We start from the raw sequence: 26,631 nt of genomic DNA, 5'->3' as shown, positions 1-26,631 counted from the left end.
AGGCCTGATGGACGGCAGCACCCTTTCCGCAAAGGCTGAAGGGGCTGGCGACCCAGCTGCCACATCGCGACCGGCTGCCGACAAGCCGAAAGAAGTGCTCACCCGGCAGGGGCTGATCGACAAGGTCCGCGCCTATCATCCACGGGTGAAGTCCGAGCTGCTGGGCGCGGCCTATGATTTCGCGAAAAAGCATCATGGCGAGCAGATGCGCGATTCCGGCGACGCGTATTATTCCCATCCTGTGGAGGTCGCGAGCCTGCTGGCGGACGTCAAGCTGGACGAGATCACCATCGTGGCCGGCCTGCTGCATGATGTGGTCGAAGACACCGAGATCGACATTGGCGATGTCGAAGTGCGCTTTGGCGCCGATGTCGCCGAACTGGTTGATGGCGTCACCAAGCTGGACAAGCTGGAATACAGTTCGAAGGAACTCGCCCAGGCGGAAAACTTCCAGAAATTCATTCTGGCCACGACGAGCGATATTCGTGTCCTGCTGGTGAAGCTGGCCGACCGGCTGCACAATATGCGCACGCTGCACTTCCGGAAGAAGGCATCGAGCCGCGAACGCACCGCCCGCGAAACGATGGACATCTATGGCCCGCTGGCGCGTCGTGTCGGCCTGTACCAGATTGCGGCCGAGATGGAGGATCTGGCGTTCCAGGAACTCAACCCTGAAGCGCGCCGGGCCATTCTGTATCGCCAGGAGGAGCTGGCGCTGGAAAATGCCGGCGATCTCGAGCGGATCCGCGGCGACCTTCAGGACCTGATGGATGCCGCCGGCATACCGTGCCGCATCAAGGGGCGCCGCAAGCAGCCCTATTCGCTGTGGCGCAAGCTGGAGCGCAAGTCGATTTCCTTCCGCGACGTGGCGGACCTGTTCGCATTCCGGGTCATCGTGGAGAATGTCGAGGATTGTTATCGCGCTCTTGGCGAGGCGCACACACTGTGGGCCTGCATTCCCGACCGGTTCCGCGATTACATCTCCGTACCGAAGCCGAACGGGTATGCCAGCCTGCACACCACGGTGCGCGCATCCGGCAATCGCCGGGTGGAGCTCCAGATCCGGACCGAGGAGATGGATCGTACGGCCGAGTTCGGCGTGGCGGCGCACTGGGGCTACAAGAATCGCGCCTACGGGTTTGATGCGGATTCGGCCCGGGCGGCCGGTCTTGATCCGGCGGCCAGTCTCGAGGCCTTTGCGGAATTGCTGCAGGATGGTGGTGACCCCAGCGAGTTCATGGAACACGCCAAGCTGGAGATGTATCGCGAACATGTCTTTGCGTTCACACCGAAGGGCAAGCTGATCATCCTGCCGGCCGGGGCGATGCCGCTGGATTTTGCCTATGCGGTGCATTCGGCGGTGGGGGATACCTGTGTCGGTGCGAAGATCAATGGCGAGGTCAAGCCGCTGCGCCGGCCCTTGAAGAATGGCGACGTGGTCGAGATCATCCGGGGCAAGGCCCCCCAGGCCATACATGGCTGGGAAGCGCTGGCGATCACCGGCCGCGCCCGTTCGGCCATGCGCAAACTGGTGCGCGACAAGGAAACCACGGAATTCCGGCGCCTGGGGCAGGGACTGGTCAATCTGGCGCTGCGCCGCGCCGGGATCGACCCGGTCGATGTGAAGATGAACCATACGGCGCGGCTGGCCGGCTTCGAGAACATGGAAGACATGGTCGAGGCCGTCGGGCGCGGACGGATCTCGTCGGAGGATGTCATTCAGGCCGCCTTCCCGGGATACCGGCAGGAACTCGCCGCAGACCCTTCCAAGGTGCGGATGGATTCCGAGCACACGCCGCTGATGGTGTCGGGCGCGGACCTGTCGCCGGGGGTGACACTGCATCTTGGCAAATGCTGCTGCCCGCTGCCGGGGGATCGCATCATGGGCGTCCAGGAACCTGGCAAGGGCATTGTCGTCCATGTGGCGAGCTGTCCGAAGCTGGCTGAATATGATGACAAGCCGGAGCTCTGGGTGGATCTGCGCTGGACCGAACTGGCCCGGACCGGGGCGATGGCCATCGGGCGCATCCGCATCAATGCCTCGAATGAGCGCGGCGTGCTGGCCAAGCTGTGCGCAGCAGTGGCGCAGGCCAATGGCAACATCACCAGCATTCACACCGCAGAGCGGCATGAAGACTTCACCGAAATTCTCATGGAAATTGAGGTTGAAGACCTCAAGCGCCTGACGCAGATACTGGCGGCACTCCGGTCGATCGCAGTGGTTGACCGGGCGGTGCGCGACCAGGAGGGCGAAAATGACGAATGATGATGTGTTGAACGTATTCCGCGAGGCGGGGGCCTTGCTGGAAGGACATTTCATCCTGTCATCCGGGCGCCGCAGCCCGGTTTTCCTGCAGAAGGCGCTGGTGTTTTCGCAACCTGCCCTGTCGGAGAAACTGTGCAAGGCGCTGGCAGAAAAGCTGACAGCTGAGTTTGGCAAGATTGATGTGGTCGCCGGGCCGGCCGTTGGGGGCATCATTCCAGGATATGAACTGGCGCGCCAGCTGGGCGCTCGCTCGATCTTTGCGGAGCGGGTCGACGGACAGCTGCACTTCCGGCGCGGCTTCTCGATTGCCGAGGGCGAACGCGTGTTGATCGCGGAGGACATCGTCACCACGGGCCTGTCCTTCCGCGAAACGGTCGAAGCACTCGACAAGTTACCGGGCGATGTTATTGGCGGCGCCTGCATTATCGACCGGTCCAATGGCAAGGCCGATGTCGGGTGCAGGCTGGTCTCGCTCGCCGCCGTCGATTTTCCCGATTATGACGCAAATGATCTGCCCCCGGAGCTTGCCGCGATGGAGGCCGTCAAGCCTGGTTCGCGAGGCCTCGCCTGATGACCGACCGGCTCCGCCTCGGTGTGAACATCGATCACGTGGCGACGATCCGCAATGCGCGGGGCGGGGACCATCCTGACCCGATGCGCGCGGCGGCGATTGCGGCCGAGGCCGGGGCGGACGGTATTACAATCCATCTCCGTGAAGATCGCCGGCATATTCGCGATGGCGATCTGGAGGCCATCCGTGCTGCGTCCAGCCTGCCGATCAACCTGGAGATGGCGGCCACCGAAGAAATGACGGACATCGCCTGCCGGTTCCGTCCGCAGGCGGCCTGCATCGTACCGGAGAAGCGCGAGGAACGCACCACCGAAGGCGGCCTGGATGTGGCAGGCCTGCACAACCAGATCGCACCGATCGTGCGCCGGCTGAATGAGTCCGGTGCGCGAGTCTCGCTCTTCATTGAACCTGACCCGGTCCAGATCGCTGTTGCGGAAGTCCTGCAGGCGCCTGTCGTGGAATTACACACCGGCAAGTATGCCGAACTTTGGATCGAGGGGGGCATGGAGGCGGCCGCGCCGGAACTGGAGCGCCTGAAGGTTGCCGCAGCCGAAGCCCGCAAGCGCGGGGTGGAGCCACATGCCGGGCACGGGCTGACCTTCGAGAATGTCGCCCCGGTCGCGGCCATTCCAGAACTTGCCGAACTGAACATTGGTCACTTCCTGATCGGAGAGGCGATCTTCATCGGGCTTGAGGCGGCCATTCTGGAAATGCGTCGCCTGATGGATGAGGCGCGCGCATGATCATCGGTATCGGGAATGATCTCTGCAATATCGAACGGGTCGAAAAGACGCTGGAACGGTTCGGCGAACGGTTCGAGAACCGCGTCTTTACCGAGGTGGAGATTGCACTGGCCCGGCGCCGTCGCCGGACGGCGGAGACCTATGCCAAGCGATTTGCCGCCAAGGAAGCGTGCGCCAAGGCACTGGGCACCGGTGTGCCGCGACGGGGCGTGCACTGGAAACATCTGGGGGTGGTGAACCTGCCGACCGGGAAGCCGACCCTGGCCCTGACCGGTGGCGCAGCCGAGCGCCTTGCCAAGATGGTTCCGGACGGCCACGAGGCGGTCATTCATCTGACCATCACGGATGATTATCCCTGGGCGGAAGCGCAAGTGATCATCGAAGCCCTGCCAAAGGTCGAGACATGAGCGCCGCGCGTCCGAAACGGACCCGCCTGCGGGCGAAGGGAAAGGGCAGCCAGCCATCGCTGTCCGAAGCAGACCTCAAGCAGGTCGAGGCCATTCTTGGACACAAATTCAAGTCGCAGGAAACCCTCGTCCGTGCGCTGACCCATCCCAGCGCTGTGTCATCGGTAGACTCCGTCCGCCTGTCCAATCAACGCCTCGAATTCCTGGGTGACCGCGTGCTGAACCTGGTCATCGCAGACCGGTTGATCGACCGGCGCCGTATGGAAAGCGAAGGGGATCTGGCACCGCGACTCAACGGGTTCGTGAAGAAAGGCGCCTGTGCCGACGCAATGCGGCATCTGGGGCTGGAGAACTACATCATCATGTCAGAGGGGGAAGTCGCCTCAGGCGGACGCCGGCGCGAGTCGACCCTTGGCGATGCCTGCGAGGCGATCATCGGGGCGCTGTATCAGGATGCCGGCCTGAGTACGGCCCGGAAATTCATTGAGAAAGGGTGGGCGCCGCAATTTGATGCGCCGCCGACCCAGACCAAGGACCCCAAGACCCTGCTGCAGGAATGGGCACAGGGACAGGGCCTGCCGCTGCCGGACTATGACGTGGTCCGCCGGTCGGGGCCCGATCATGAACCCACTTATGAAGTCGAGGTGCGTGTGGCGGATCGGGGCGCGGCTGTTGCCGCGGGCTCGTCAAAGCGCGATGCTGAGCGTAATGCTGCCGCCCTTCTTCTCGACAGCCTGACCGGAGCCCAATGACCGAGACCGAAATCACCCGTGCCGGATTTGCCGCCATCATCGGCGCGCCGAATGCCGGAAAGTCGACCCTGACCAACCGCCTTGTCGGCACCAAGGTGGCGATCGTCACGCACAAGGTGCAGACGACGCGGTTCCCTGTGCGCGGGGTGGCGCAGCTGGACGGCACCCAGATCGTGCTGGTTGACACACCCGGGATATTTGCGGCGAAGCGTCGACTGGACCGGGCCATGGTCAAGGCGGCCTGGAGCGGCGCGGAAGATGCCGATGCGATTGTCCACCTGATTGATGCATCGGCCTGGGTGGCCGAGCGGGATGGCAAGGTGGACGGCGCGCAGAAAAAATCCCTGGAAGATGACCGCCGGGTGATCGAACAACTTCAGCAGACCGGCCGCAAGGCGTTCCTGGCTTTGAACAAGATCGACCTGTTTCCGCATGACCAGATACTGCCGATCATCGCTGAATTGAGCGAGACCGGTGTCTATGAGGAGATCTTCATGATCTCTGCCGAGAATGGTGACGGGGTCGACGCCTTGGAGCGCGCCATCGCCGAGAAGATGCCGGAAGGCCCGGCGCTGTATCCGCCCGACCAGATTGCGGACCTTCCCATGCGTCTCCTGGCGGCCGAAGTGACACGCGAAAAGCTGATGCTGCGTCTGCATCAGGAGCTTCCCTACCAGTTGATGGTCGAGACCGAGAGCTGGGAAGAGCGCAAGGACGGGTCCGTTCGTGTGCAGCAGGTCGTGATTGTCGGGCGCGATAATCACAAATCCATGGTGCTGGGCAAGGGCGGGTCCGTGATCAAGGATGTCGGGCGCAAGGCCCGGGAGGAATTGTCCGAGATGCTGGGCCGGAAGGTGCATCTGTTCCTGTTCGTCAAAGTGGATGAACGCTGGCAGGAGCGCCGGGAAAGCTATCAGGGGCTGGGCCTGGAGTTTGATGTTTGAACTGGTCCGATGACGGCATAATCCTCGGCGGGCGCCGGTTCGGGGAAGGCGGCCTCATCCTCGACGTTCTGACCCGTACGCGCGGGAGGCGATCCGGCCTCGTCTATGGCGGGTCCTCACGAAAGCGTCGGGCGCAATACGAAGCCGGAAATTCGGTGTCCCTCAGCTGGACAGGGCGGCTGGAAGACTCGCTCGGGCGGTTTGATGTCGCGGAGGCGAGCCGTGAACGGGCTGCGCGGGTGCTGGACGACCCGGCGGCGCTGTCGGCCATTTCGTCCATTACAGCCATCCTGCGGGGCGGGCTGGACGAGGGTGATGCGGCCGGTTCGGCGCTATTCGAAGCGACCGAATTGCTGCTCGACCAGATCGAGGCGCGCGAAATCTGGCCAGCTCTATACGTCCGTTGGGAGCTGGGCCTTCTGTCTGCGCTGGGCTTCGGACTGGACCTTGATGCGTGTGCATTGTCAGGCGCCAATGACGGCCTGACCCATGTGTCGCCAAAAACCGGCAGGGCCGTGCGAGGATCGGAAGCTGAAGACTATGTTGAGCGCCTGCTACGCCTGCCGCAATTCCTGACACAGTCTGCGGCGCCTGTGGCACCGGATGACATTGCCGACGGACTGACCCTGACAGGGCATTTCCTGGAGGCGCGCCTGTTCGGCGGGCTCAATCGCGGTGTACCGCCGGAACGGACCCGGCTTGTGGGGCGCATCCTGAAACAGCGTTAGGCAATCGCAGTTTCCGGCATGTGTTCAGAAGACATTCATTTTGCGTGGTGATATCTGGGCGGTGAGGACTGGGGCGTTCCGTGCAAACGAGAAGGCTGATGCCATGAAGAAAACTGTACTTGCCGCAACCGCCATTGCCACAATGACCCTGGCGGGCTGCATCCACGTAGACGCTGACGAACATGGCCGCGATGCGATCTACGAGAACACCGAGACCGCGCTGCGCGTTTGTGGCGGCGAAGGCCGCGTCAAGGAAGTGACCGAAGACGGCTTCAAATGCCTTGACTGATCCGGTCACCGGCAGACTTTTCCACCGCCCATGTCGAGATGAAAATGATCGGCATGGGCGGCATTGTATTCCGGTCCCAAAGTCACCGAGAAAAGGTCGCAGGCGCCCTTGTGAAGGCGACGCAGGAATTTCTGTTCAGCCCCGCCTGCATCCCAATGTGACTTCACATTGACGAATCGCCCGTCCTCCAGCCGGAAGCCGGCAATGTCGATGGCATTGCCGAGACCATGCTGGGACATGCGCCGCGTGCCTGCGATATTGCGGCAGGAGAAGCTGCCATAGGTTTCAATCCGGGCGATGGGAGACCCGAAGATGTCCACTGCCGCCGGCCGGGCGACATGGCGTTCCCATGTGTACAGCGCGGCGGCCTGCGCGCAGGTCATGCGGAGGGGGGCGGAGTATGGCGTCAGGGTCTGGTCCAGGGTCAGAGCGTCATAGAGGCCACAGCTGCCGGCCATGTCCTGATCTTCCAGCGGGGTGTACAGGACGCCTGCCTCGTCCAGCGCGGTGAAACAAAGTTCCCGGTTCTTCTTGGCGCGGGTCAGTTGGTGCCAGGTGCCGAGGCCCGGCGGCTCGGTCAGGTCGACCGGGGCGAAAGGATTGTGACGCGGTGGCGCCAGCCAGAAGAACACCAGAACGCACAGCACCGGTACGCCGATCAGGATGATCCATGCCTTGAGTGCGTTCATCTGCAGCTGCGCCCTTTTCCTTTCCTTAACCAAAACGACGTTTGTGTTAACGTGCTCCGGCCCGTGAGTCGCTGACTTTAATCAAGGGCCTGCACCAGAATGTGGCACGAACTGCAAAGAGGCCAGAATGTCCGATTTGATTGACGGGACGCCGGAAGACCGGATCATCAACGAGCCGATGAGCGAGGCGCTTTCCAAGCGCTATCTCGCCTATGCGCTGTCGACGATTACCGCCCGGGCCCTGCCGGATGTGCGCGACGGCCTGAAGCCCGTCCAGCGCCGTATCCTGTATGGCATGCGTGTCCTGAAGCTGGACCCTGAAGGCGGCTATCGCAAATGCGCCAAGATCGTTGGCGACGTGATGGGTAATTTCCACCCGCACGGCGACAGCTCGATCTATGACACGCTGGTGCGCCTGGCGCAGGATTTCACGGTCCGCTATCCGCTGGTCGATGGGCAAGGCAATTTCGGCAATATCGATGGCGATAGCGCCGCTGCCTATCGTTACACTGAAGCGCGGATGACGGTTGCGGCCGAGCTGCTGCTGGACGGCCTCAACGAGAATGCGGTCGATTTTCGCGCCAATTATGCCGAGAATGATGAAGAGCCTGTCGTGCTGCCGGCCGGCTTCCCGAACCTGCTGGCCAATGGCGCCAGCGGCATTGCCGTGGGCATGGCGACCTCGATCCCTCCCCACAATGCGGCAGAGCTGATTGATGCGGCGCGCCTGCTGATCGAGAAGCCGAAGGCAACGACCGAAGAATTGATGGACTACGTCAAGGGGCCGGACTTCCCGACGGGCGGCATCATCGTCGAGAGCAAGGACGCGATGATCCAGGCCTACGAGACCGGCCGTGGCAGTTTCCGCATGCGGGCACGCTGGGAAGTCGAGGATACCGGTCGGGGGACGTATCAGATCGTCGTCACCGAGATTCCCTATCAGGTGCAGAAATCCAGGCTGTTGGAAAAGCTGGGCGAACTGATCGAGGCCAAGAAGCTGCCTTTGCTGGATGATGTTCGCGATGAGAGCGCCGAGGATGTGCGCCTCATCCTGGTGCCGCGCTCCAAGACGGTCGAACCGGAAATCCTGATGGAGAGCCTGTTCAAGGTCTGCGACCTGGAAACGCGGTTCAGCCTGAACATGAATGTGTTGCACAAGGGCGCGCCTCAGGTCATGGGCCTGAAGGATGTCCTGCAGGCCTATCTGGATCACCGCCGCGAAGTCGTGGTGCGCCGGGCAGAGTTCCGCCTCGACAAGATCGAGAAACGCCTGCACCTGCTCGACGGCTATCTGATCGCCTATCTCAACATTGATGAGGTGATCCGGATCATCCGGTATGAGGACGAGCCGAAAGACGTGCTCATGTCGACCTTCAACCTGACAGACACGCAGGCTGAAGCGATTTTGAACCTTCGTCTGCGGGCTCTGCGCAAGCTCGAGGAAATGGAAATTCGCGGCGAGCATGACCGCCTGATGAAGGAACGCGAGGAGCTGACAAAGCTGATCGGTTCGACCCGCCGCCAGTGGAGCAAGGTCTCCAAGGAATTGAAGGAGGCGCGCGAGGCGTTCGATCCGGACTCCGAACTTGGCCGCCGCCGTGCCACGTTTGGAGAAGTCGCGGAAGTGGACCTCGCCGCAGCGCTCGAGGCGACCCTGCCGAAGGAGCCGCTGACGATTGTCCTGTCCCAGCAGGGCTGGATTCGCGGCATGAAAGGCCATGGACTCGATCCGGAATCCGCGAAATTCAAGGATGGCGACGCGCTCTACCTTTCCGAAGAAGTGATGAGTACGGACAAGATTATCCTGATGGCGTCGGATGGCCGGGCATTCACACTGCCCGCCGACAAGCTGCCGGGCGGGCGCGGTCATGGTGAACCGATCCGGCTTTCCATCGATCTGGAAGACAGTGTCGACATTGTCGCCATGTTCCGGTTCGAGCCCGAGCGCAAGCGCGTGGTCGCTTCGAGTGAGGGCTATGGCTTCGTGGTCGAGGAAAAGGAACTGGAATCAAACCGCAAGGCGGGCAAGCAGGCAGTGAATACCGGCAAGGGCGCGCTGAATGTCTGCGTGCCGGTCGAGGGCGACATGCTGGCCGTGGTCGGATCAAACCGGAAACTCCTGATCTTCCCGCTGGATGAACTGCCCGAAATGTCACGCGGCAAGGGCAACAAGCTGCAATCCTATAGCGGCAAGCATACGCTGAAGGATCTGATGACCTTCGACAAGCGTGACGGCCTGATCGTCATGACCGGTGGCCGCCACCGCGCTTTCCCGGAATGGGAAGAGTGGATCGGCAAACGGGCCCAGGCCGGCAAGACCGTGCCGAAAGGCTTCCCGCGCGGCGGCACATTCAGCGGCTAGGTATACAAGAAACACGGTCCTCAGGAGAGGGAGCTGTGTCCGAAGTGGTTGAACTTGTCTGATCGTCCTGAGGGGCTCGAACCACGCGCATTGGTATGGTGGGGTGCATCAGCTGATGCACCGGACCCTCCCAGAGCTTCCGAAGTTTGGGCAAGACCAGCGTGTGGCCAACCCTGAATTACAGTGTATGCGGACGGAATCTGTTCTCAGCGGTTCAGTCAAGTTGCTTGATGTCGGTTGCGTGGTCGCTGCACTTCTCTTCTTCAGAAGCGAGTGTGTACCAGGTCCTTGTGTGACCCTCGCTGAGGGGCTTTCCTGATGCCGGGACGATTTCCGCTGAGGTGAACCGAATGTACTGGTCTTTGTAAACATTTGCGGTCTTGGATTTGCGGCCGACATCCGATTGAAGGCGGATCTTGCAGCGGGAATTGCAGGACTTACCCCAAGGGCACCCGATATGGCATGACGTTTTCGTCGCGGAGACGTCATCCGTCCCGTCTTTCAGCCCCCTCAGGGTGAACTTCTTGTATTGAATCTGCGCGACTTTATCATGCCCATCGTAGGTGGTGAATTCCAGATCCATCTTCGTGCAATTCTTGACGTGGAAGTGGACGTCAGCGTGAGCTGGCAGGCTTGCCAGGAACGTTGAAAAGAGGAGGGCGAAGACGCCGTGTATACAGAGTTTCATTTGGATTTCCTGAATGGCTCAACCAATATTATTGATCCTGGAGAAGGAGTCTGAAGCACGCACGCTGGTCTGGAAGCTGATTTATTTTTCATCGTCAGCGGAAGGGTCTGCGCAGCGCATTTCGTCCTTGGTGATCGATACGTCCAGCTTGGCGTGCCTGATGCCGTATACACGGGCGTAATAGTCTTTCGGCACATCTTTCGTGTGGGTGAATGCGGTGTCGACTTGCGCCGCCAGCTTGCAGTGCTCATTGCAGGAGTAGAACCAGGAGCAACCTGCGTCGCATGTCAGCTTTTTGGAACGTGAGTCCGTTGCGCCTTGCTCCATGGCATCCAGAGTGTCGCCGTCTGCGATCAGCCACTCCGCTCCGTCCCCGCCATTGAAGGTCACCAGGGTCAAATCGTCGGAGGTGCAGTTTTTCGCATGAATGTTCACTTCTGCGCCCGCTGGCAGACCTGCCAAGAATGCAGTGACGCAGACAACGGCTAAACTTAATAGCGAGAGCTTCATGATCAACAGGTCCCTATATCGATCTGACCAGACTGGTCTCGGCGCGAAGGTTCGCTTCGGTTTTGAGGACTCAACAGTTACCAGAGTGTTTCGTGAGACACTCAGGACACAAACGGCTTGACCATCGCTCAGGGAGCTTGGTGCCTGAAGCAATTCACGCGACTACCGGAATCCCATGGGCCCCCCGCTTGGGTGGAGAAGGTTCCGCTGGCAAAGGCCCTCCTGCATGCGGGAGAGTGTTCACAGGCGTGTCTTCAGGCCTGAAGCAGGAGAGGCCGACCATGTGAACAGTTCAGGAAGAAGGTGAAAGCCCGAAGGCCTTGTAGGCGTCCTTGCGACCGCCCCAATAAGGCGTGATATGTGACGGGATCTGCACACGGCTGACCGCTTGTGCCTCGAAGGGGGCAGCGGGTGCCGGACCAACTAGAACGGCGTTGAAAGCACTGCCCCGCGCGTCGTTCAGGATCCACTGGGGACGTTTGCCGGAAAGTTTTTTGACGTCCTGACGGAAGAAGCGCGTCGCGTCACGATACTCCTGCTCCCATTGTGCCTTGTAGCGCCGGGGGTCGAAATCGGGGTTCAGGCGTTTCGCTGACGCGATGCGCTCCTCAACAGGGATGGCGCGGCCCTGTCCGCCGATGTAGCATTTGCGCGTCGGGGAGTTGTCAAAGGAGATGAAGCCTGTGCGCGCTGCATCGACGCCGTTGGCAATGGCCCCGGCATTATAGGAATTCACCACAATGCCGTCGATTTCGACGCCGGGCGCGCGCTGAATGTTCCACAGCACGGAATCGTATGAAGTCAGGTACAGGAATATGGGGGCATCGGTTTCCGTCACAAGCACGTCGATCTGGCGGGAGTTCTGCACGGCATTTCCGATCGCCATTCCGAGGGCTTCGCGTTGAACGGCTGTCTTCGCACTGGCCTTCCGCTCCCGGATGAGGGCTTCGCGCTCGGCAATGGCTTCGGGTGTGTCCTTGCGATCAATGTGATGAAGCGGTGAGGAAACGCCACCACCATATGTGTAGACATAGGCCGTCTTCGCTCCGGACCGTGCCTTCGGTGTGCGGCAGGCCGCACTGGTGCGAACTTCTTCCAGGGGGACGGGCAGGGTTGCAGGGCTCAGTTTCGGGGTCCCGGAGGTCACCTCTCCATAGGAGATCACAGGCTGGCCTTCGGCAACAACCAGCGGGGTGGAGGCGGCAATGGAAGTGCCTCCGCCATTCCCGCAAGCAGAGACCATCAGGAACGCTGATGCCCAGATCAAATGTCTCATGCCAGCCCCCGTCATGATGTGCTGTGGAGACAGATTAGCGGGACGAGGTTTCCACTGGGTTGATCCGGGGAAAGAAATTCAACTTTTCGGCGCTCTGTCGGGTGAGCGTCCGATCCGGATCATTTGTCGAGCAGAGCCATCGTGTCCGTCATAAGGGGGCCGATATCCGTATGCAGGACAAGGTCTGCGAACGGGTCCTGATCCGTGGGCTCCCGGTTGATGATGATCATCCGTGCACCATTGCGCTTGGCTTCCATCGGAACGGCCGACGCCGGATAAACGACGAGGGAAGATCCCAGGACGATGACAAGGTCGCACAACAGGGCCTCTTCGCTGGCGCGCAACATCTTGTCTTCCGGCATTGCCTGACCAAAGGAGATCGTCGCATTCTTCAGCAGGCCGGTGCAGAAGATGCAAGTCAGGTCCTCGTCATTCTCCCATCGAGGCTTCAAGGTCTCGAACTCGTAGCGCTTTCCGCACTGCAGGCATTTTGCGTAACTCGCATTTCCGTGGATCTCGATCACCTTGTCATCCGGCACACCGGAATCCTGATGGAGGTTGTCCACATTCTGCGTGACGACAGAGGAGACCTTTCCCCGTTTCACAAGGTCGGCAATGGCATAGTGTCCGACATTCGGCTTTGCGCCGGTCCAACCTTCGGTACGGTTGAAGACGCGCCGCCAGGATTCCCGCCGCGCATCGCGGGAGGCGACGAAATCCTGAAAATAGATGGGAGACATCTTGCTCCACACACCGCCGGGGCTTCGGAAATCGGGAATGCCGCTCTCGGTTGATATGCCCGCGCCGGTGAACACCATCACGCGGCGCGCGTCAGATATCATTCTTGCGAGCTGGCCTGCATCCGTCATGAGCGTCGTCTTCGAAGTCCCGATTGTCTTTCCTCTCCCCAAGCAGCTAATGGCTGGGGCAGATTTGTAAAGCGGTGCCTTTGCGAATGTGCGTAGTATTACCTACACGACCGCTCCGAAGGCGGCGCCGATCAGTCCGGTAACGAGCATGGCGACTACACCCCAGAAGACGATGCGGATCGTCGCTTTCAACTTGTGTGCCCCGCCGGCCTTGGCGGAAGCGAGACCGAGCAGGACCAGCGCCAGTAGGGAAACCAGCGCGACGACCGGCGTGACGAATGCGGCGGGCGCCAGGAGCCCGGCGAGCAGCGGGAGTGTTGCGCCGGCGGCAAAGCTGAGCGCCGAACTGATGGCGGCCTGGACCGGTCGAGCGGTCACGATTTCGTTGATGCCCAACTCGTCGCGCGCATGGGCTTCCAGGGCGTCTTTTTCCATCAATTGACGTGCAACCTCATAGGCCGTGTCTTTTTCCACCCCACGGTTCATGTAGATGTGGGCCAGTTCGACGAGTTCCGCCTCCGGATGCGCCTGCAGGGCAGCCTTTTCGATTTCCAGATCGGCGCGCTCGGTATCGGCCTGCGACGAGACGGATACATATTCGCCGGCGGCCATGGACATCGCCCCTGCAGCAAGTCCGGCCAGCCCGGCCGTCAGGATGGCCCCCTGTGAGGCATCCGCGGAGGCGACACCAATCATCAGGCTGGCGGTGGACAGAATGCCATCATTTGCCCCGAGCACGGTCGCTCTCAGCCAACCGATCCTGTGGCTGTAATGGTGTTCTCCAAGCGGATAGGCGGATGCCATGTCAAGTCTCCTGTTGATCGGCTCAGGGAGAAGATACCGGCCCGGGTCAAGCCCGGGGCTTGATTCAGATCAGGCCGCCCGGTTCAGGCATACATGCCTTCGCGCAAATTGATGCCGTGTTCGACCCACGCCTTCATGGCGCAAATCATTTGCGACCAGCCCATGCAATTGCCGTAGGAGTTCTTCAGGCCATCCTCGGTTTTCGGCCAGCCTTCCTCGGAAATGGATACAATCGTTCGGTCATCTTCCGTGGACTCGAACCGGATGGTGACTGTGGTCTCGACGCTGCCATCATCATCCCCGCCCCATTTGAGCACGATCCGCTTGTCCGGTTCCACCTCAACGACCTGCACGGGGAAGGCGCCGGGAAAATCATGAAAATCCCAGGTCACGGTGACGCCCGCCTCGAGACGCCCCCGGGCGCCTCCGGTCGTGAAATAACTGGATAGCTCCTTCGGGTCCGCGACCGCCTCGAAGACTTCGTGAACCGGGCGATTGATACGCCCGCTGACTTCGAATTTGGGTGTCATGGATCGCCTCCCGGACCAGCTTGCCTGCCGTCAATTAATGTTATAAAAAAATAACATGTCAAGCGAAGAGCAATCTGATCTCGTCTTCAAGGCGCTGGCCGCGCCGGTTCGAAGGGACCTGCTGGACGCGTTGAAGGACGCTCCGCAGACAACCGGAGAGCTGTGCGCGCGGTTCGCTCATTTGAACCGATGCACCGTGATGCAGCATCTTGGCGTGCTCGAAGCAGCTGACCTTGTCCTGGTGCGGCGGGTGGGGCGGCGACGCTGGAACTATCTCAACGCCCTGCCGATCAAGCACATTCATGACCGGTGGATCGGTGAGTATGCGCGCGGCGCTGTCGGCATGCTGGACCGCCTCAAGTCCGGGCTGGAAACGGAAACCGTCGCTGGATAGTCATCCCTCCCTTGCGCTGCAGGCCGGGCGCGGATACCCCTTTGTTATCCGGTTCTTATGGAGGGACGCCTAATGAGCCCCATTCTCGTAATCCTGGCTGCGATCGTGGCGATCGTCGGCTTTGTCATCCTCATCTACAACGGCCTTGTGATGAAGCGCCAAAGGGTCAATCAGGCCTTTGCGGACGTGGATGTGCAGCTGAAACAGCGCCAGAATCTGATCCCGAACCTTGTCGAGACGGTGAAGGGATACGCGTCGCACGAAAAGGAGACGCTGGATGCCGTCATCAAGGCCCGCAGCGCCGCGCAGAGTGCAAGCACGCCGGCCGAAATGTCTGCAGCCGAAGGCATGCTGACGGCCTCGCTCGGCAAGCTTTTCGCGCTGGCCGAAGCCTATCCCGACCTGAAGGCCAATGTGAATTTCCAGCAGCTGCAGACAGAGCTTTCCTCGATCGAAGACAAGCTGGCCGCGGCGCGCCGGTTCTACAATTCCGCGGTGCAGGACTACAACACGTCCCGCGAGCAATTCCCGGGCTCCATCGTGGCCGGCATGTTCAATTTCGAGCCGCGCGATTTCTTCGATGTCGGCGTCGAGGGTCGCGAAGCGCTTTCCACGGTGCCGGAAGTCAAATTCTAGGATAGACTGCCCCCTTCGGATACGGAGGTGGGACCATGAAACATCCAGCAATCTGCGCGGCGCTTGTCCTTGGGGCTTGCGCCGCGTCTTCATCCGGCTGGAGCGCATCGACATGGAACGGGTTGCCTGATCGCACGGTTGCGGGCGGTGGCTACAGCTTCTTTGCCTCACCCGCTGAGGGGCAGGGCTTCAAGCTGAAATTCTCGGTGAAGACGGACGGAACCTTTGGCGTGGCAGAGGCGCCGACCGAGGATGCCTTGCTGGAAGCTGCGAAGGCAGCGGCCCCCGAGGGGTGTGACTTCATAGCGCTGGAGCGGACACCGGATGGCGGAGCCGTTGCGGACTATGACTGCGAGACAGACAGATGAGTGTGGCCCGCGTTTCGACTTATCTGATGTTCGAAGGCCGGGCAGCTGAGGCACTGGCACTGTATGGCGAAGTGTTCCCGGAAAGTGACTCCTGCCTGCGGGACGGGCCGGTCTACATGGCCGAATGGCGTCTTGCCGGGCACGAAATCCTGCTGGTCGACAGCCCGGCCCGGCATGACTTCACGTTCACACCATCCACCTCCCTGTTCATCGAGTTCAGTGATGCAGATGCACAGCGCGCGGCCTATGATGCCTTGTCGGAGGGTGGGCAGGTGATGATGCCGCTGGACGATTACGGGTTCAGTCAGCGCTTCGGCTGGGTGGCTGACCGGTTCGGCGTATCCTGGCAGCTCAATCTGGTTTAGGCGGGCTTTGCCGCGCGTTGGGCGAACCAGGGCTCCAGCAAGGCGATCGCCTCCTCGATCTCCGGAGTGGAGAGCGCGAACGAGAAGCGCATGTAATGATGGCCGTCGACCGGGTCGAAATCCACGCCCGGCGCGGTCGCGATGCCGGTGTCTTCCAGCAGGTCCAGGCAGAAGGCCATGCTGTCCTGCGTGTAGCGGGAAACGTCTGCATAGATATAGAAGGCGCCATCCGGCGGAGCGATCCGGTCGAGGCCGAGACGGGGCATGGCGTCCAGCATCAATTCGCGATTGCGTCGATAGACGGCAACATGCCCTTCCAGTTCGTCGCGGCTGTCCATGGCGACGAGCCCGGCATGCTGCGACAGGGAAGGCGGCGTCAGGAACAGATTTCCGGCATAGGCGCCGGTGCGGGCCGCGCCGTCTTCCGGAGAGACCAGCCAGCCGAGTCGCCAGGCCGGCATGGAGAAGTATTTCGAGAACGAGTTCACGATGTAGGCGTTCGGATCGAATTCGAGCATGGAGCGCGTCGGCGGACCATAGCTGAGCCCGTGATAGATTTCGTCTGACACGATGCGGATGTTCCGGGCCTTTGCGACGGCTGCGAGCTGTGCCAGCTCCTTTTCCGGAATGATGGTGCCGGTCGGGTTTGCCGGGCTCGACAGGATGAGGCCGGCCGGGGCAGGCTCGATGGTTTCAAGTGCGGCGGCTGTCAGCTGATAGCGGACATCCGCGCCGCAGGCGATTTCTACCGGTTCCAGATTCAGGGCCCGCAGCGTGTTGCGATAGGCGACATAGCCCGGCCGGGCAAAGGCAATCCGGTCGCCCGGTGAGAAGGCCGTCGAGAGCGCCAGGACAAGAGCCGGGGACGCCCCGCAAGTCAGCGTGATCCGGTCCGGTGACAGATCCACGCCATACATGTCCCGGTAATGGGTGCAAAGGCGCTCCTTGAGCGGACGGCTTTCCCAATAGCCCATCGCATCCGTGTCCAGCACCTCATGTGCCTTTGCAATGGCACCCAGCGGGGCTGGGGTAGAGGGCTGGCCGAACTCCATGTGGAGGATGCGGCGGCCGGCTGCCTTCAACTCGTGCGCCCGCCGGCTGACCGCCATGGCGCGAAACGGATCGATGTCTTGTCCCATATTAATGGGCGGTAAGGGACGGCAGCCATGTTGCCAAGGCGGGAATTGCCGCAACCAGGCCGATCAGCAGAAGCTGCAAGCAGATAAAGGGGATTGCGCCCTGCCATATCTGCAGGGTTTTCACGCTGGAGGGCGCCGCGCCGCGCAGATAGAACAAGGCAAATCCGAAGGGCGGCGTCAGGAAACTGGTTTGCAGGTTCAGCGCCATCAGGATGGCCAGCCAGACCGGATCGAAGCCGAGGATGATCAAGGGCGGTGCAACCAGCGGAACCACGACAAAGACGATCTCAATGAAATCGAGGAAGAAGCCGAGCACGAACATGACCAGCATGGTCATCACCAGCGCCCCCCATTTTCCGCCGGGCATGGCGTGCAGCACTTCGGCCACGATGTCATCGCCGCCATAGCCGCGAAAAACGAGGCTGAACAGGGAGGCGCCGATCAGGATCAGGAACACCATGGAGGTGATCTGGGTTGCGCTTTTCAGGGCAGGCGTCAACTGACCCAAGCGGCGCATGACGATGAGACCGGTGGCGACACCGGCGAAGAAGACGAGCCCGGCCAGGGCGGTCAGGACGATTCCGACCTCATTGGCCATGCCGATGCGTTCGACGCCGGTGCGAAGGTCGAACAGGTTTCGCAGGATGATGATGGCGACCACGCTGGCCAGGCCGGCCAGCAGGAGCCAGGTGATGCGGCGTTCATGCTCGTCGTCGGCGAGGCGAAGCCCGGCCAGCAGGACGGCCCCGGCCACGCCGATGGCCGCTGCTTCAGTGGGCGGGGCAACCCCACCCAGTATGGCGCCGAGAACGGCCACAATCAGAAGAAGTGGCGCGCCCAGACCGAATGCAACCTCGCGGGTCGTCAGGGGCGGGCTGTCATCGTCCTGTACCGGGGGGCAGCGGTGCGGCTTGCGGAAGGCCGTCACGGCGATCCAGCCGAGATAGAGCCCGACGAGCAGCAGGCCGGGGATCAGCGCGCCGGCAAACAGGTCGCCGACGGAGACGACGAATGAGCCGGCCGTGCCAGTCGCCTGGCTGGCCTGGCTGGCCGCATTGGAGATGGCATCGGCGAGCAGGATCAGCACGATGGAGGGGGGAATGATCTGGCCCAGGGTGCCGGAGGCGGCGATGGTGCCCGTGGCGAGGCGCGGGTCATATCCCTGACGCAACATGGTTGGCAGCGCGATCAGCGTCATGGTGATGACCGTGGCGCCGACAATGCCGGTGGAGGCGGCCAGCAGGGCGCCGACGAGGACGACCGCAAAGCCGAGCCCGCCGCGTACTTTGCCCAGCAGGCGGCTGGCGATGTGCAGCAGGTCCTCTGCGACCCGGGAGCGTTCGAGAATCACGCCCATGAGCACGAAGAGCGGAACGGCGATCAGTGTCTGGTTCTGCATGATCGATCCGCCGAGAATGCGGCTGGGCAGATTGCGCAGGAAGGCCTCGTCGAACACGCCGATCCCGATGCCCACAAGGGCGAACAACAGGGCGACGCCGCCAAGGGTCAGGGCCACCTGGTAGCCGGCCAGCAGGGCCAGCACGGCGCAGACAAACATCGAAACGGCAAGGACAACCTCAAGCTCCATGGAGGCCCCCATGCGGGTCTTCTTCGGCTGCGTCCTCGAGCTTTCCGGTCAGGCGCAAGGCGGCCTTGAGCGCTTCCGACAGGCCCTGTGCGACCATCAGCACGGCGAAGGCCGGCAGCAAGGTCTTGAACAGGAAGAGGAGCGGCAGACCATCTGACTCCCGCGAGCCTTCAAACAGGGCCCAGCTGCGGGCAAGGCCTTGTTCGGTCATCATCAGCAGGCGGATGCAGATCGGGAACAGGAACAGGTAGATGCCGGCCAGTTCAATCCAGTTGCGTCCCTGCGGGCCGAACCGGGGGCGGAGGATGTCGACCCGAACATGCGCGTCGTCCCGAAGCGCCGAAGCCGAGCCGAGCATGAACATGGCCGCGAACGCGTAGATCACGATCTCATTCAGCCAGGTGAAGGAAAGGCCGAAAGCGTAGCGCAGCAGGACGACCAGCAATTGCGCCCCCACAAGGACCAGCGCGCTGGTGATGGCCGCGCCGAGCGCCCAGCCTGTGGCTGTGTCGATGATGCCGACCAGCCGTTTGCCAACGCCTTCGACCGGTTCTGGCCAGACGAGAATGATCAGCGGCAACAGCAGCAGGGGAGACAGGGCGAGGCCCAGCCAGTTCAGCCATCCGCCCAGTGTGAGAAAGATTTCCGGAGACATGCCAACCCGCCTCCAGCCTATTTGTTCGCGTTGCGGGCGGCGTAGTACGGCCCTTCGGACACATCGGCCCAGCCGCGCATCAGCTTGAGGCTGGCCTCGAAACTGTCATAGATCCGCTTCTCGATCCCGTCCCGTCCGGAGGCGGCGCGCACATCCCAGGCCGCTTCGGCCATGCGGCTGACAACTTCGTCGGGGAAGCTGCGCATCTGGACGCCATGATCGCGGATGAGCAGGTCGAGATGGACCGAATTCTGATAGGTGAATTCGCCGAGCGAGAGATGGTTCACGCTCTCGCAGGCGGCCCGGATGATCGCCTGTTCTCCCGGTGTGAGCCCTTCCCAGACGCGAAGGTTCATGCCCACGGCGAGGCTGGCGCCCGGTTCGTGGAAGCCCGGACCGTAATAGTAGGGCGCTTCCCGGTAGAAGCCGAGATAATAGTCGTTCCAGGGGCCGACCCATTCGGTGGCGTCGATCGCTCCGGTCTGGAGCGATTGGTAGATTTCTCCGCCCGGCAGGGCCACGGACGATCCGCCCAAGGCGCGCAGGACGTCGCCACCCTGACCGGGGATCCGCATTTTCAGGCCGACCAGATCATCCAGGCTGTTGATTTCCTTGCGGAACCAGCCGCCCATCTGGTGGCCGGTATTGGCAGCCTGAATGGGCTTGATACCGAATTGGGCGGACAGTTCATCCCAGAGCGACTGGCCGCCGCCAAAATCGATCCAGCCCATCAATTCCTGAGCGGTCATGCCGAAGGGCACTGCGGTGAAGAAGGGGTAGGCGCTGGACTTGGCGGTCCAGTAGTATTCGGCCCCGTGATACATGTCCGCCGACCCGTTGGAGACGGCGTCGAAACACTCGAAGGGCGGGACGAGTTCACCGGCGGCGAACACCTTCACTTCCATGAGGCCGTCCGACATCTGCTGTATGCGCTGTGCCACCCGTTCGGCCGCTTCGCCAAGGCCGGGCAGGCCTTTCGGCCAGGTGGTGACCATGTTGAAGCGACGCCGGTTGCGGGCGATGGCCGGGGCGGCAAGATCGGCCGCCTTTTCAGGATTGGCGAAGGCTGCAGCTGCGCCTGCGAGGCCGAGCGCTCCGGCGCCCAGCAGATTACGTCTGTGGATCATGAATCCTCTCCCCGTGCCTCCCTGATCTTGCGTCAGATATGAGGCGAAACCCTTGTTATTCGTCGTCTTCCAGCGGGCGCCAGCTCTCCCCGTCCAGCACCTCCAGCGGCTTGTAGCGCCGCTTGTAATCCATCTTCTGACTGCCCTTCACCCAATAGCCGAGATAGACATGCGGCAGGCCCAGTTCCTGAGCGTGCAGAATGTGGTCCAGGATCAGATAGTGGCCGAGCCCGCGCGATGAGAGGGCGGGGTCGAAGAAGGTGTAGACCATCGAGAAGCCGTCGCGCAGCACATCGGTAAGCGATGCGGCGATCAGGGGCGCATCTTCTTCCGGGCCGTCACGATATTCGAAGATCAGGCTCTGGACCGGGCTGCCGCTGACCATGGCGCTGTATTCGCGATACGACATGTCCGACATGCCAGCGCCGTCATGCCGGGATTTCAGATAGGATTTCAGCAACCGGTATTGCTCCCGGCTGGGCTGCGACTCGACCGGGCGGCGGACCAGCGACGTGTTCCGGTTCAGGGTGCGCCGGTCATTGCGTGACAGGGTGAATTCCCGTGTGGGGACGCGGACACTGCGGCAGGCATTGCAGCGCGGACAGGCCGGGCGATAGGCGATGGTCTGGCTGCGCCGGAAGCCGGCCTGGCTCAGGGAATTGTGCACCAGATCGGCGTCGCCAATGGCGAGATTGGTAAACGCCTTGCGTTCCTTCAGGCCCGGCAGATAGGGGCACGGGCTGGGATTCGTCACGTAGAATCGCAGCGAGCGCTCAAGCCCTGGCGGCAGGATCTGGGAGTCTGTGAACTTCATGGCTCCGACGATACACTTACAAATCGAACCGCCAAGGGGCGAATATCGTAAACACGATCCATAAGAGTATCACGAGCGGGCCGCCAAACTTCATGAAATCCCCGAACTTGTAGTGTCCCGGACCCATGACCAGCATGTTGGTCTGATAGGCGATCGGCGTGGCGAAACAGCAATTGGCGCCATAGATGACGGCGAGGAGGAAGGGCAGTGGATCCTCGACCTGCAGCTCGGCTGCGGCCGACAGGGCAATTGGCGAGAACAGGATCGCCGTGGCGGCGTTCGACAGGAGATTGGTCATCAGCGCGACGGCGAGGAAGATGGCAGACAGCACGGCGAGCGTGCCATAGGGCGAAGCCAGATTGACGACCGCATGGGCGATTTCGTCAGCGGCGCCGGTCTTTTCCAGCGCCATGCCCATGGCCAGGGCGGCGCCGATCACGAGGAAAATACGCAAATCCAGTGCGCGGCTGGCCTGCCGGGTGTTCAGACAGCCCGCGATCAGCATGGCCACGGCGGCCAGGACCGAGGCATGCAGGATCGACAGCAGGCCAGAGGCCGCGGCGATGACCAGGGACAGGGCGATTACGCGGGCGGCAAGCGCCTTGGTGGTGAGCGGGATTTCGGTCTGCGACCATTCCAGCAGGATCAGGTCGCGGCTGGAGCGCAATTCGCGGAACGCCTCGACCGGGCCGCAGAGCAGCAACGTATCGCCTGACTCGAGGCGAATCTCGCCCAGCTTGGTGCGAATCATGCGGCTGCGGCGCTGGATGCCCAGGGTCACGGCACGGGTCAGGCGACGGAAGCCGAGCATTTCCACCGTGCGTCCGACCATGCGCGAACCGGGAGCGATGACAGCCTCTGTCAGTGCCAGCGTGCCGGGGCGCGAGGAATCCTCGAGATCTGCGCCGGAGGCCTGCCAGACCTGTTGCAGGAAGTCCGGCTGGCGGGCCAACACGTTCTGGAGGGCGGCGCGGGTGGCGGCAATGATGACGAGGTCACCGGCCTGGAGGCTGATATCCTCATAGGGTGGCAGGAAGGCGCGCTCTCCGCGCTGGATCATCCGCACAGTCATGTCGGGCAGGTCCGTGAACATGCCGGCGACGGGCTTCTTGCCGAGCAGGAAATGGCCCTGTGTGACTTCGATCTGCGCCACGAATTGTTTGCCGGATGGCTGGACGATGTCGTCAGACAGGCCGCGGCGATTGGGCAGCAGGAATTTCGAAAAGATGAGAATGTACAGCAAGCCCGCGCCAGCCAGGATGAGTCCCATCGGCGTCTGGTCGAAGAAGCCGAGTTGCTCGCCCGTGATGCGGTCATAGGATTCGGCGGCCAGCAGATTGGTCGAGGTGCCGATCAGCGTGGTCATGCCGGCGAAGATGGAGGCAAAGCTGAGCGGCATCATCAGGCGCGATTGTGGCGCGTTCATGCGCATGGCGATGGCGGTCATCACCGGCAGGAACATGATCACGATGGGCGTGTTGTTGACGAAGGCGCTGGTCACGAAGACCGCGAGGAAGGCCAGCAGCAATGTCGTGACGGGGCGTTTGTCATAGCCGGCGAGCAGGGCCTTGGTGGGCCCTTCGAGGGCACCGGTCTGGAACAGGCCCTGGCCGACCACGAGCAGCGCCATGATCGTGATCAGGGCCGGGTTCCCGAACCCGGACAGAAGGTCTCCTGCGCTGATCGGATTGCCGTCCGTATCGTGTGCGCCGGGCAGGATGAACACGACCATCAGGGCCGCGATCACGCAGACCGACACAAACTCCATCGACCAGCGGTCGAGCATGTAGAATGTGATGGCTGCGCAGACGATGGCGAGGCTCGCCCACATCGGCCAAGTTTGGACCAATTCAGTCAGCATTGAGGCTCCGGTTCATCAGCACGCCCCGGCCCGGCCCCCAAGGACTAGCCGTCAATGTGAAGCAATATGCTTATGCGGCGATTGGCTGACAAGTGCGGTTCCCCGGGATTGAGGGGGCGAGTTGCAGCCAGTCCTGTCACAGCTGTTACACGATCAGGGGAAACGCCCGCCGAGACCAGAAGCCGCAGCGCCGTATTGGCGCGCTCCGAGGAAATCTCCCAATTGCTGCGCGCCGAATCGCGCGGCGTGAAGGCGTCGGTATGACCTTCAATGGTGAAGGCGGCTGACAGCGGCGCAAGGACCGCGCCAACCTGGCGGGTGAGATCGGTTCCGGCTTCACTGAGCGCGCCGCTATTGCTGGCAAAGAGCGGGCGCGCGGCGGAGTCGACGAGGTCGATGCGCAAGCCGTCTGCGGTGGATGCGATCCGGACGCTGTCGCCAGCGGCCTGCAGGGCCGGGGTGGCTGCGAGACGGGTGATCAGGCGCTGGGCCTCGGACGGGCGCATGTCCACAAGCGGACCTGCAGCCGCGGCCGGGCGGGCGTCGCCCGTGAAATAGTCCGCGATGGCGGCGCGCGAGGCCGGCGAGACGCCGCTGACCAGCCACAGCAGCAGGAAAAAGGCCATCAGCGCGGTCAGGAAGTCGGCATAGGCCATCTTCCAAGTCCCCATCTTGCGACGGGGCGCGCCGGGCCTTCTGCCCGGAAAGCGTTGCGGATTGGTGGTGGCAATCGCCATGCGCTACAGCATCCCTTCATTCTGTCAGGAGGGCTGTTTGTATCAGGCCTTGGTTTATGGGCGTTGAGAACAAAGGGTGGGATTTCCCTGAAATTCAATCTAACTGGTCCACAACAGAACAAGCGCCCGGCAGAGCACGGAGACTGGACATGGCGAAAACTGCGTTTCTTGGCCTTGGGGTCATGGGGTTCCACATGGCGGGACATCTGGCGGCCAGAGGACATCAGGTGACGGTGTGGAACCGCAGCGAGGCCAAGCGCGGTGACTGGGCGGCCCGTCACAAGGGCGAGGTGGCGAAGGATCCGGCAGATGCGGCGTTCGGCGGGGAGTTCGTGTTTCTGTGCCTGGGCGATGATCCGGATGTGCGCGAAGTGTTCGACCAGTTGGAGCCGAGCCTGGGCGCGGGCATGATCGTGGTGGACCACACCACCGCCTCTGCGGGGCTGGCGCGGGAACTCGACGAACGCTGCCGGGTAAAGGGCGCGCGCTTTCTGGATGCACCCATCAGCGGCGGCGAGGCCGGGGCCATCAATGGCAAGCTGACCATCATGTGCGGCGGTGAGGAAGCCGCGTTCAAATCTGCCGAGCCCGTCATGGCGGCCTATGGCAAGAGCATGACCCTGATCGGCGAGAGCGGCGCAGGCCAGCTTGCCAAGTCCGTGAACCAGATCTGTATTGCGGGCATCGTGCAGGGCCTTTCCGAAGGCTTGCACTTTGCCGAGCAGGCTGGGCTGGATGCCGAGAAGGTGATCGCGGCGATCAGTGGCGGCGCAGCGCAGAGCTGGCAGATGGACAATCGCTGGAAGACGATGGTCGAGGGGCATTTCGAGCATGGCTTTGCCGTTGACTGGATGCGGAAGGATCTGCGGATCGCGCTGGAGGCGGCGCGGGAGAATGGCGCAAGCCTGCCGCTGACGGCGACGGTGGACCAATACTACGCCGACGTTCAGGCGATGGGCGGACAGCGCTGGGACACGTCCAGCCTGATTGCCCGTCTGACGCGGGACTGATCCGGCATGCGCCTGCTGGAAGTTCACCTGCCTGCCGACGACCGGTTCGACACGGTAATCCGCGCCGTGAAGGCGGCCGACCCGATCGACTATTATGTCCAGAACACCGAACGCAAGGACCGCAAGCTGATCTCGGTCTTCATTCGCGAAGGCACCGGGCAATCGCTGATCGACAATATCCAGACGGCGCTGGAAACCTGCGACGATTTCCGCATCACGGTTTTGCCGGTCGAGGCGACCGCCCCGAACATCGAGGAGGCCACCGACCAGAAGGCGCAGAAACAGATCCAGGCGACGCGGGAGGAGATCTATTCCGACGTCTCCACCGGCGCGCGGCTGGATCGGGATTTCATCATCATGGTGGTGCTTTCCACCATCGTGGCGGCCATCGGCCTGAACTCCGATGGCATCGCGGCCGTGATTGGCGCGATGGTGATTGCGCCCCTGCTGGGGCCGGTGCTCGGCTTTTCCATGGGGGCGGCGCTGGGCGACTTCAAACTACTCAAGCGCGCCTCGGTGACGCTGGCGTCGGGCATCGCCATCGCCCTGTTCTGCGCATGGGTCTTGTCCTTCCTGCTGGAGATCGACCTGCAGAGCCGGGAGCTCATGTCCCGCGCTGAAGTTCGGCTGGACGGGCTGGCGCTGGCCATGGCGGCGGGCGGCGCGGCGGCGCTGTCCCTGACGCGCGGGCAGGCATCGGCCCTTGTCGGCGTCATGGTGGCCGCGGCCCTCTTGCCGCCGGGCGCGGCGCTGGGCCTGTTCGTGGGAACGGGGCACTGGACGCTGGCCATGCGGGCCGGCCTGTTGCTGGCGCTGAACGTCGTGGCGCTGGTCCTGGCGGCGTTGATCGTCTTCCGGCTGCGGAAGATCCGGCCGCGTTCCTGGATCGACCAGAAGAATGCGCTGCGCGCCGTCTGGATCAATGCCGGCTTGTCGGTGCTGCTGCTGGCCATCGCCACCGCCCTGATCATCTGGCTGGATCTTGGCTCGGAAGTGTCGGTCGGTTAGGCTTTCCGGGACAGGGAGGCGCGCATGGCAAAGAACGAGAACAAGACCCAGCCGACCGATGTGTCGCCAGCCGATTTCATTGCCAGCGTTGAGCATGATCGCAGGCGCGAAGATGCCGAAGTGCTGCTGAAATGGTTTGAGGATGTCACAGGCTACGCGCCGAAAATGTGGGGGCCGAGCCTGATCGGCTATGGCCGCTATCATTACAAGTACGACAGCGGACGCGAGGGTGACATGCTGATCACCGGCTTTTCCCCGCGCAAGGCCAATCTGGTGATGTATATCATGCCGGGCTATCGCGACATGGGCGAGAAGCTGGCGCGGCTGGGCAAGCACAAGCTGGGCAAGAGCTGTCTCTACATCAACAAGCTGGCCGACATCGACATGGACGTGCTGAGGGAGATCGTCGAGGACGGCGTGGCCTACATGACCGAGCATTACGAGACCTGGCCGGAATAGGCCGCTGTCCCTAACGGGAATGTGATCGGAACTGCCGGAGGG

At 62.2% G+C, this 26,631-nt stretch carries 30 protein-coding genes; 16 read left to right on the top strand and 14 right to left on the bottom strand.

What is annotated here, in order from left to right:
* Positions 1 to 7: 7 nt before the first annotated feature.
* The 8 genes from HF955_RS00515 to HF955_RS00480 all read left to right on the top strand — a co-directional run bounded on the left by HF955_RS00515 (position 8) and on the right by HF955_RS00480 (position 6,700).
* Positions 8 to 2,266: a bifunctional (p)ppGpp synthetase/guanosine-3',5'-bis(diphosphate) 3'-pyrophosphohydrolase gene (locus tag HF955_RS00515; RefSeq protein ID WP_027836606.1), complete on the top strand. Its 2,259-nt coding sequence runs from the start codon at positions 8 to 10 to the stop codon at positions 2,264 to 2,266.
* Positions 2,256 to 2,837, top strand: a complete 582-nt coding sequence (gene pyrE, locus HF955_RS00510; protein WP_291077076.1) for an orotate phosphoribosyltransferase — start codon at positions 2,256 to 2,258, stop codon at positions 2,835 to 2,837. Before HF955_RS00515 ends, pyrE begins: the two co-directional genes overlap by 11 nt.
* Positions 2,837 to 3,580 (top strand): pyridoxine 5'-phosphate synthase, encoded by a 744-nt coding sequence (locus HF955_RS00505; RefSeq protein ID WP_291077075.1) that lies wholly within the window; start codon positions 2,837 to 2,839, stop codon positions 3,578 to 3,580. Before pyrE ends, HF955_RS00505 begins: the two co-directional genes overlap by 1 nt.
* Complete coding sequence (acpS, locus tag HF955_RS00500; RefSeq protein WP_027836603.1) at positions 3,577 to 3,987, top strand: holo-ACP synthase; 411 nt, start codon at positions 3,577 to 3,579, stop codon at positions 3,985 to 3,987. Before HF955_RS00505 ends, acpS begins: the two co-directional genes overlap by 4 nt.
* On the top strand, positions 3,984 to 4,739 hold the full coding sequence (gene rnc / locus HF955_RS00495) for a ribonuclease III (RefSeq protein WP_291077074.1): 756 nt from the start codon (positions 3,984 to 3,986) through the stop codon (positions 4,737 to 4,739). Before acpS ends, rnc begins: the two co-directional genes overlap by 4 nt.
* Complete coding sequence (gene era / locus HF955_RS00490) at positions 4,736 to 5,683, top strand: GTPase Era (protein ID WP_291077073.1); 948 nt, start codon at positions 4,736 to 4,738, stop codon at positions 5,681 to 5,683. The genes rnc and era overlap by 4 nt, the downstream gene beginning before the upstream one ends.
* Positions 5,680 to 6,411 (top strand): DNA repair protein RecO, encoded by a 732-nt coding sequence (gene recO / locus HF955_RS00485; RefSeq protein WP_291077072.1) that lies wholly within the window; start codon positions 5,680 to 5,682, stop codon positions 6,409 to 6,411. The genes era and recO overlap by 4 nt, the downstream gene beginning before the upstream one ends.
* Positions 6,412 to 6,514: 103 nt before the next feature.
* On the top strand, positions 6,515 to 6,700 hold the full coding sequence (locus HF955_RS00480) for a hypothetical protein (RefSeq protein ID WP_291077071.1): 186 nt from the start codon (positions 6,515 to 6,517) through the stop codon (positions 6,698 to 6,700).
* 5 nt (positions 6,701 to 6,705) lie between these two features.
* On the opposite strand, the gene HF955_RS00475 is transcribed toward HF955_RS00480, so the two are convergent.
* On the bottom strand, positions 6,706 to 7,389 hold the full coding sequence (locus tag HF955_RS00475) for an extensin family protein (RefSeq protein ID WP_291077070.1): 684 nt from the start codon (positions 7,387 to 7,389) through the stop codon (positions 6,706 to 6,708).
* A 127-nt stretch (positions 7,390 to 7,516) separates the two neighbouring features.
* On the opposite strand from HF955_RS00475, the gene parC reads away from it, so the two are divergent.
* The gene (gene parC / locus HF955_RS00470; protein WP_291077069.1) at positions 7,517 to 9,751 is read left to right on the top strand and encodes a DNA topoisomerase IV subunit A; all 2,235 of its coding nucleotides are present in this window, start codon (positions 7,517 to 7,519) and stop codon (positions 9,749 to 9,751) included.
* Between the two features lie 214 nt (positions 9,752 to 9,965).
* On the opposite strand, the gene HF955_RS00465 is transcribed toward parC, so the two are convergent.
* The 6 genes from HF955_RS00465 to HF955_RS00440 all read right to left on the bottom strand — a co-directional run bounded on the left by HF955_RS00465 (position 9,966) and on the right by HF955_RS00440 (position 14,428).
* Complete coding sequence (locus HF955_RS00465; protein ID WP_291077068.1) at positions 9,966 to 10,439, bottom strand: hypothetical protein; 474 nt, start codon at positions 10,437 to 10,439, stop codon at positions 9,966 to 9,968.
* 81 nt (positions 10,440 to 10,520) lie between these two features.
* Complete coding sequence (locus HF955_RS00460; protein ID WP_291077067.1) at positions 10,521 to 10,955, bottom strand: hypothetical protein; 435 nt, start codon at positions 10,953 to 10,955, stop codon at positions 10,521 to 10,523.
* Between the two features lie 286 nt (positions 10,956 to 11,241).
* A complete protein-coding gene (locus tag HF955_RS00455) occupies positions 11,242 to 12,225 on the bottom strand; it encodes a hypothetical protein (protein WP_291077066.1) in 984 nt (327 codons plus the stop codon).
* Positions 12,226 to 12,344: 119 nt separating this feature from the next.
* Positions 12,345 to 13,067 carry a Sir2 family NAD-dependent protein deacetylase gene (locus HF955_RS00450; protein WP_291077065.1) on the bottom strand — a complete coding sequence of 241 codons (723 nt, stop codon included), beginning with the start codon at positions 13,065 to 13,067 and terminating at the stop codon, positions 12,345 to 12,347.
* 129 nt (positions 13,068 to 13,196) lie between these two features.
* Complete coding sequence (locus HF955_RS00445; RefSeq protein WP_291077064.1) at positions 13,197 to 13,898, bottom strand: VIT family protein; 702 nt, start codon at positions 13,896 to 13,898, stop codon at positions 13,197 to 13,199.
* Between the two features lie 83 nt (positions 13,899 to 13,981).
* On the bottom strand, positions 13,982 to 14,428 hold the full coding sequence (locus tag HF955_RS00440; protein ID WP_291077063.1) for an SRPBCC family protein: 447 nt from the start codon (positions 14,426 to 14,428) through the stop codon (positions 13,982 to 13,984).
* 55 nt (positions 14,429 to 14,483) lie between these two features.
* On the opposite strand from HF955_RS00440, the gene HF955_RS00435 reads away from it, so the two are divergent.
* The 4 genes from HF955_RS00435 (at position 14,484) to HF955_RS00420 (ending at position 16,191) form a co-directional block, all read left to right on the top strand.
* On the top strand, positions 14,484 to 14,822 hold the full coding sequence (locus HF955_RS00435) for a helix-turn-helix domain-containing protein (protein ID WP_291077062.1): 339 nt from the start codon (positions 14,484 to 14,486) through the stop codon (positions 14,820 to 14,822).
* Between the two features lie 72 nt (positions 14,823 to 14,894).
* Positions 14,895 to 15,458: a LemA family protein gene (locus tag HF955_RS00430; RefSeq protein WP_027836587.1), complete on the top strand. Its 564-nt coding sequence runs from the start codon at positions 14,895 to 14,897 to the stop codon at positions 15,456 to 15,458.
* A 35-nt stretch (positions 15,459 to 15,493) separates the two neighbouring features.
* The gene (locus HF955_RS00425; protein WP_291077061.1) at positions 15,494 to 15,826 is read left to right on the top strand and encodes a hypothetical protein; all 333 of its coding nucleotides are present in this window, start codon (positions 15,494 to 15,496) and stop codon (positions 15,824 to 15,826) included.
* Positions 15,823 to 16,191 carry a VOC family protein gene (locus HF955_RS00420; RefSeq protein WP_291077060.1) on the top strand — a complete coding sequence of 123 codons (369 nt, stop codon included), beginning with the start codon at positions 15,823 to 15,825 and terminating at the stop codon, positions 16,189 to 16,191. The genes HF955_RS00425 and HF955_RS00420 overlap by 4 nt, the downstream gene beginning before the upstream one ends.
* Here the strand turns inward: HF955_RS00420 and HF955_RS00415 are convergent.
* From HF955_RS00415 to HF955_RS00385, 7 genes are read right to left on the bottom strand one after another with little or no spacing between them, the layout of a single operon-like run.
* Positions 16,188 to 17,330: an aminotransferase class I/II-fold pyridoxal phosphate-dependent enzyme gene (locus HF955_RS00415; protein ID WP_291077059.1), complete on the bottom strand. Its 1,143-nt coding sequence runs from the start codon at positions 17,328 to 17,330 to the stop codon at positions 16,188 to 16,190. The two genes, HF955_RS00420 and HF955_RS00415, sit on opposite strands and share 4 nt — an antisense overlap.
* 1 nt (position 17,331) lies before the next feature.
* Positions 17,332 to 18,918: a TRAP transporter large permease subunit gene (locus HF955_RS00410; protein WP_367279809.1), complete on the bottom strand. Its 1,587-nt coding sequence runs from the start codon at positions 18,916 to 18,918 to the stop codon at positions 17,332 to 17,334.
* Complete coding sequence (locus HF955_RS00405) at positions 18,908 to 19,573, bottom strand: TRAP transporter small permease subunit (protein WP_291077057.1); 666 nt, start codon at positions 19,571 to 19,573, stop codon at positions 18,908 to 18,910. The genes HF955_RS00410 and HF955_RS00405 overlap by 11 nt, the downstream gene beginning before the upstream one ends.
* A 17-nt stretch (positions 19,574 to 19,590) precedes the next feature.
* The gene (locus tag HF955_RS00400; RefSeq protein ID WP_291077056.1) at positions 19,591 to 20,700 is read right to left on the bottom strand and encodes a TRAP transporter substrate-binding protein; all 1,110 of its coding nucleotides are present in this window, start codon (positions 20,698 to 20,700) and stop codon (positions 19,591 to 19,593) included.
* Positions 20,701 to 20,755: 55 nt separating this feature from the next.
* Positions 20,756 to 21,514 (bottom strand): arginyltransferase, encoded by a 759-nt coding sequence (locus HF955_RS00395; protein WP_291077055.1) that lies wholly within the window; start codon positions 21,512 to 21,514, stop codon positions 20,756 to 20,758.
* 16 nt (positions 21,515 to 21,530) lie between these two features.
* Entirely contained in the window at positions 21,531 to 23,375 is a 1,845-nt protein-coding gene (locus tag HF955_RS00390) for an SLC13 family permease (RefSeq protein WP_291077054.1), read from the bottom strand.
* Positions 23,376 to 23,419: 44 nt separating this feature from the next.
* Positions 23,420 to 24,112, bottom strand: coding sequence for a flagellar motor protein MotB (locus tag HF955_RS00385; RefSeq protein WP_291077053.1), 693 nt, complete (start codon positions 24,110 to 24,112; stop codon positions 23,420 to 23,422).
* Between the two features lie 149 nt (positions 24,113 to 24,261).
* Here HF955_RS00385 and HF955_RS00380 point away from each other — a divergent pair, with 149 nt between their 5' ends.
* From HF955_RS00380 to HF955_RS00370, 3 genes are read left to right on the top strand one after another with little or no spacing between them, the layout of a single operon-like run.
* Positions 24,262 to 25,122 (top strand): NAD(P)-dependent oxidoreductase, encoded by an 861-nt coding sequence (locus HF955_RS00380; protein WP_291077052.1) that lies wholly within the window; start codon positions 24,262 to 24,264, stop codon positions 25,120 to 25,122.
* A 6-nt stretch (positions 25,123 to 25,128) separates the two neighbouring features.
* On the top strand, positions 25,129 to 26,130 hold the full coding sequence (locus HF955_RS00375; RefSeq protein ID WP_291077051.1) for a TIGR00341 family protein: 1,002 nt from the start codon (positions 25,129 to 25,131) through the stop codon (positions 26,128 to 26,130).
* A gap of 24 nt (positions 26,131 to 26,154) precedes the next feature.
* Positions 26,155 to 26,589, top strand: a complete 435-nt coding sequence (locus tag HF955_RS00370) for a DUF1801 domain-containing protein (protein ID WP_291077050.1) — start codon at positions 26,155 to 26,157, stop codon at positions 26,587 to 26,589.
* Positions 26,590 to 26,631 lie beyond the last annotated feature (42 nt).

It is taken from the genome of Hyphomonas sp. (assembly GCF_017792385.1).
Classification (GTDB): Bacteria; Pseudomonadota; Alphaproteobacteria; order Caulobacterales; family Hyphomonadaceae; genus Hyphomonas.
Note: the sequence above shows the minus strand (reverse complement) of the source record. Positions and strands in the feature narration are given on the sequence as shown.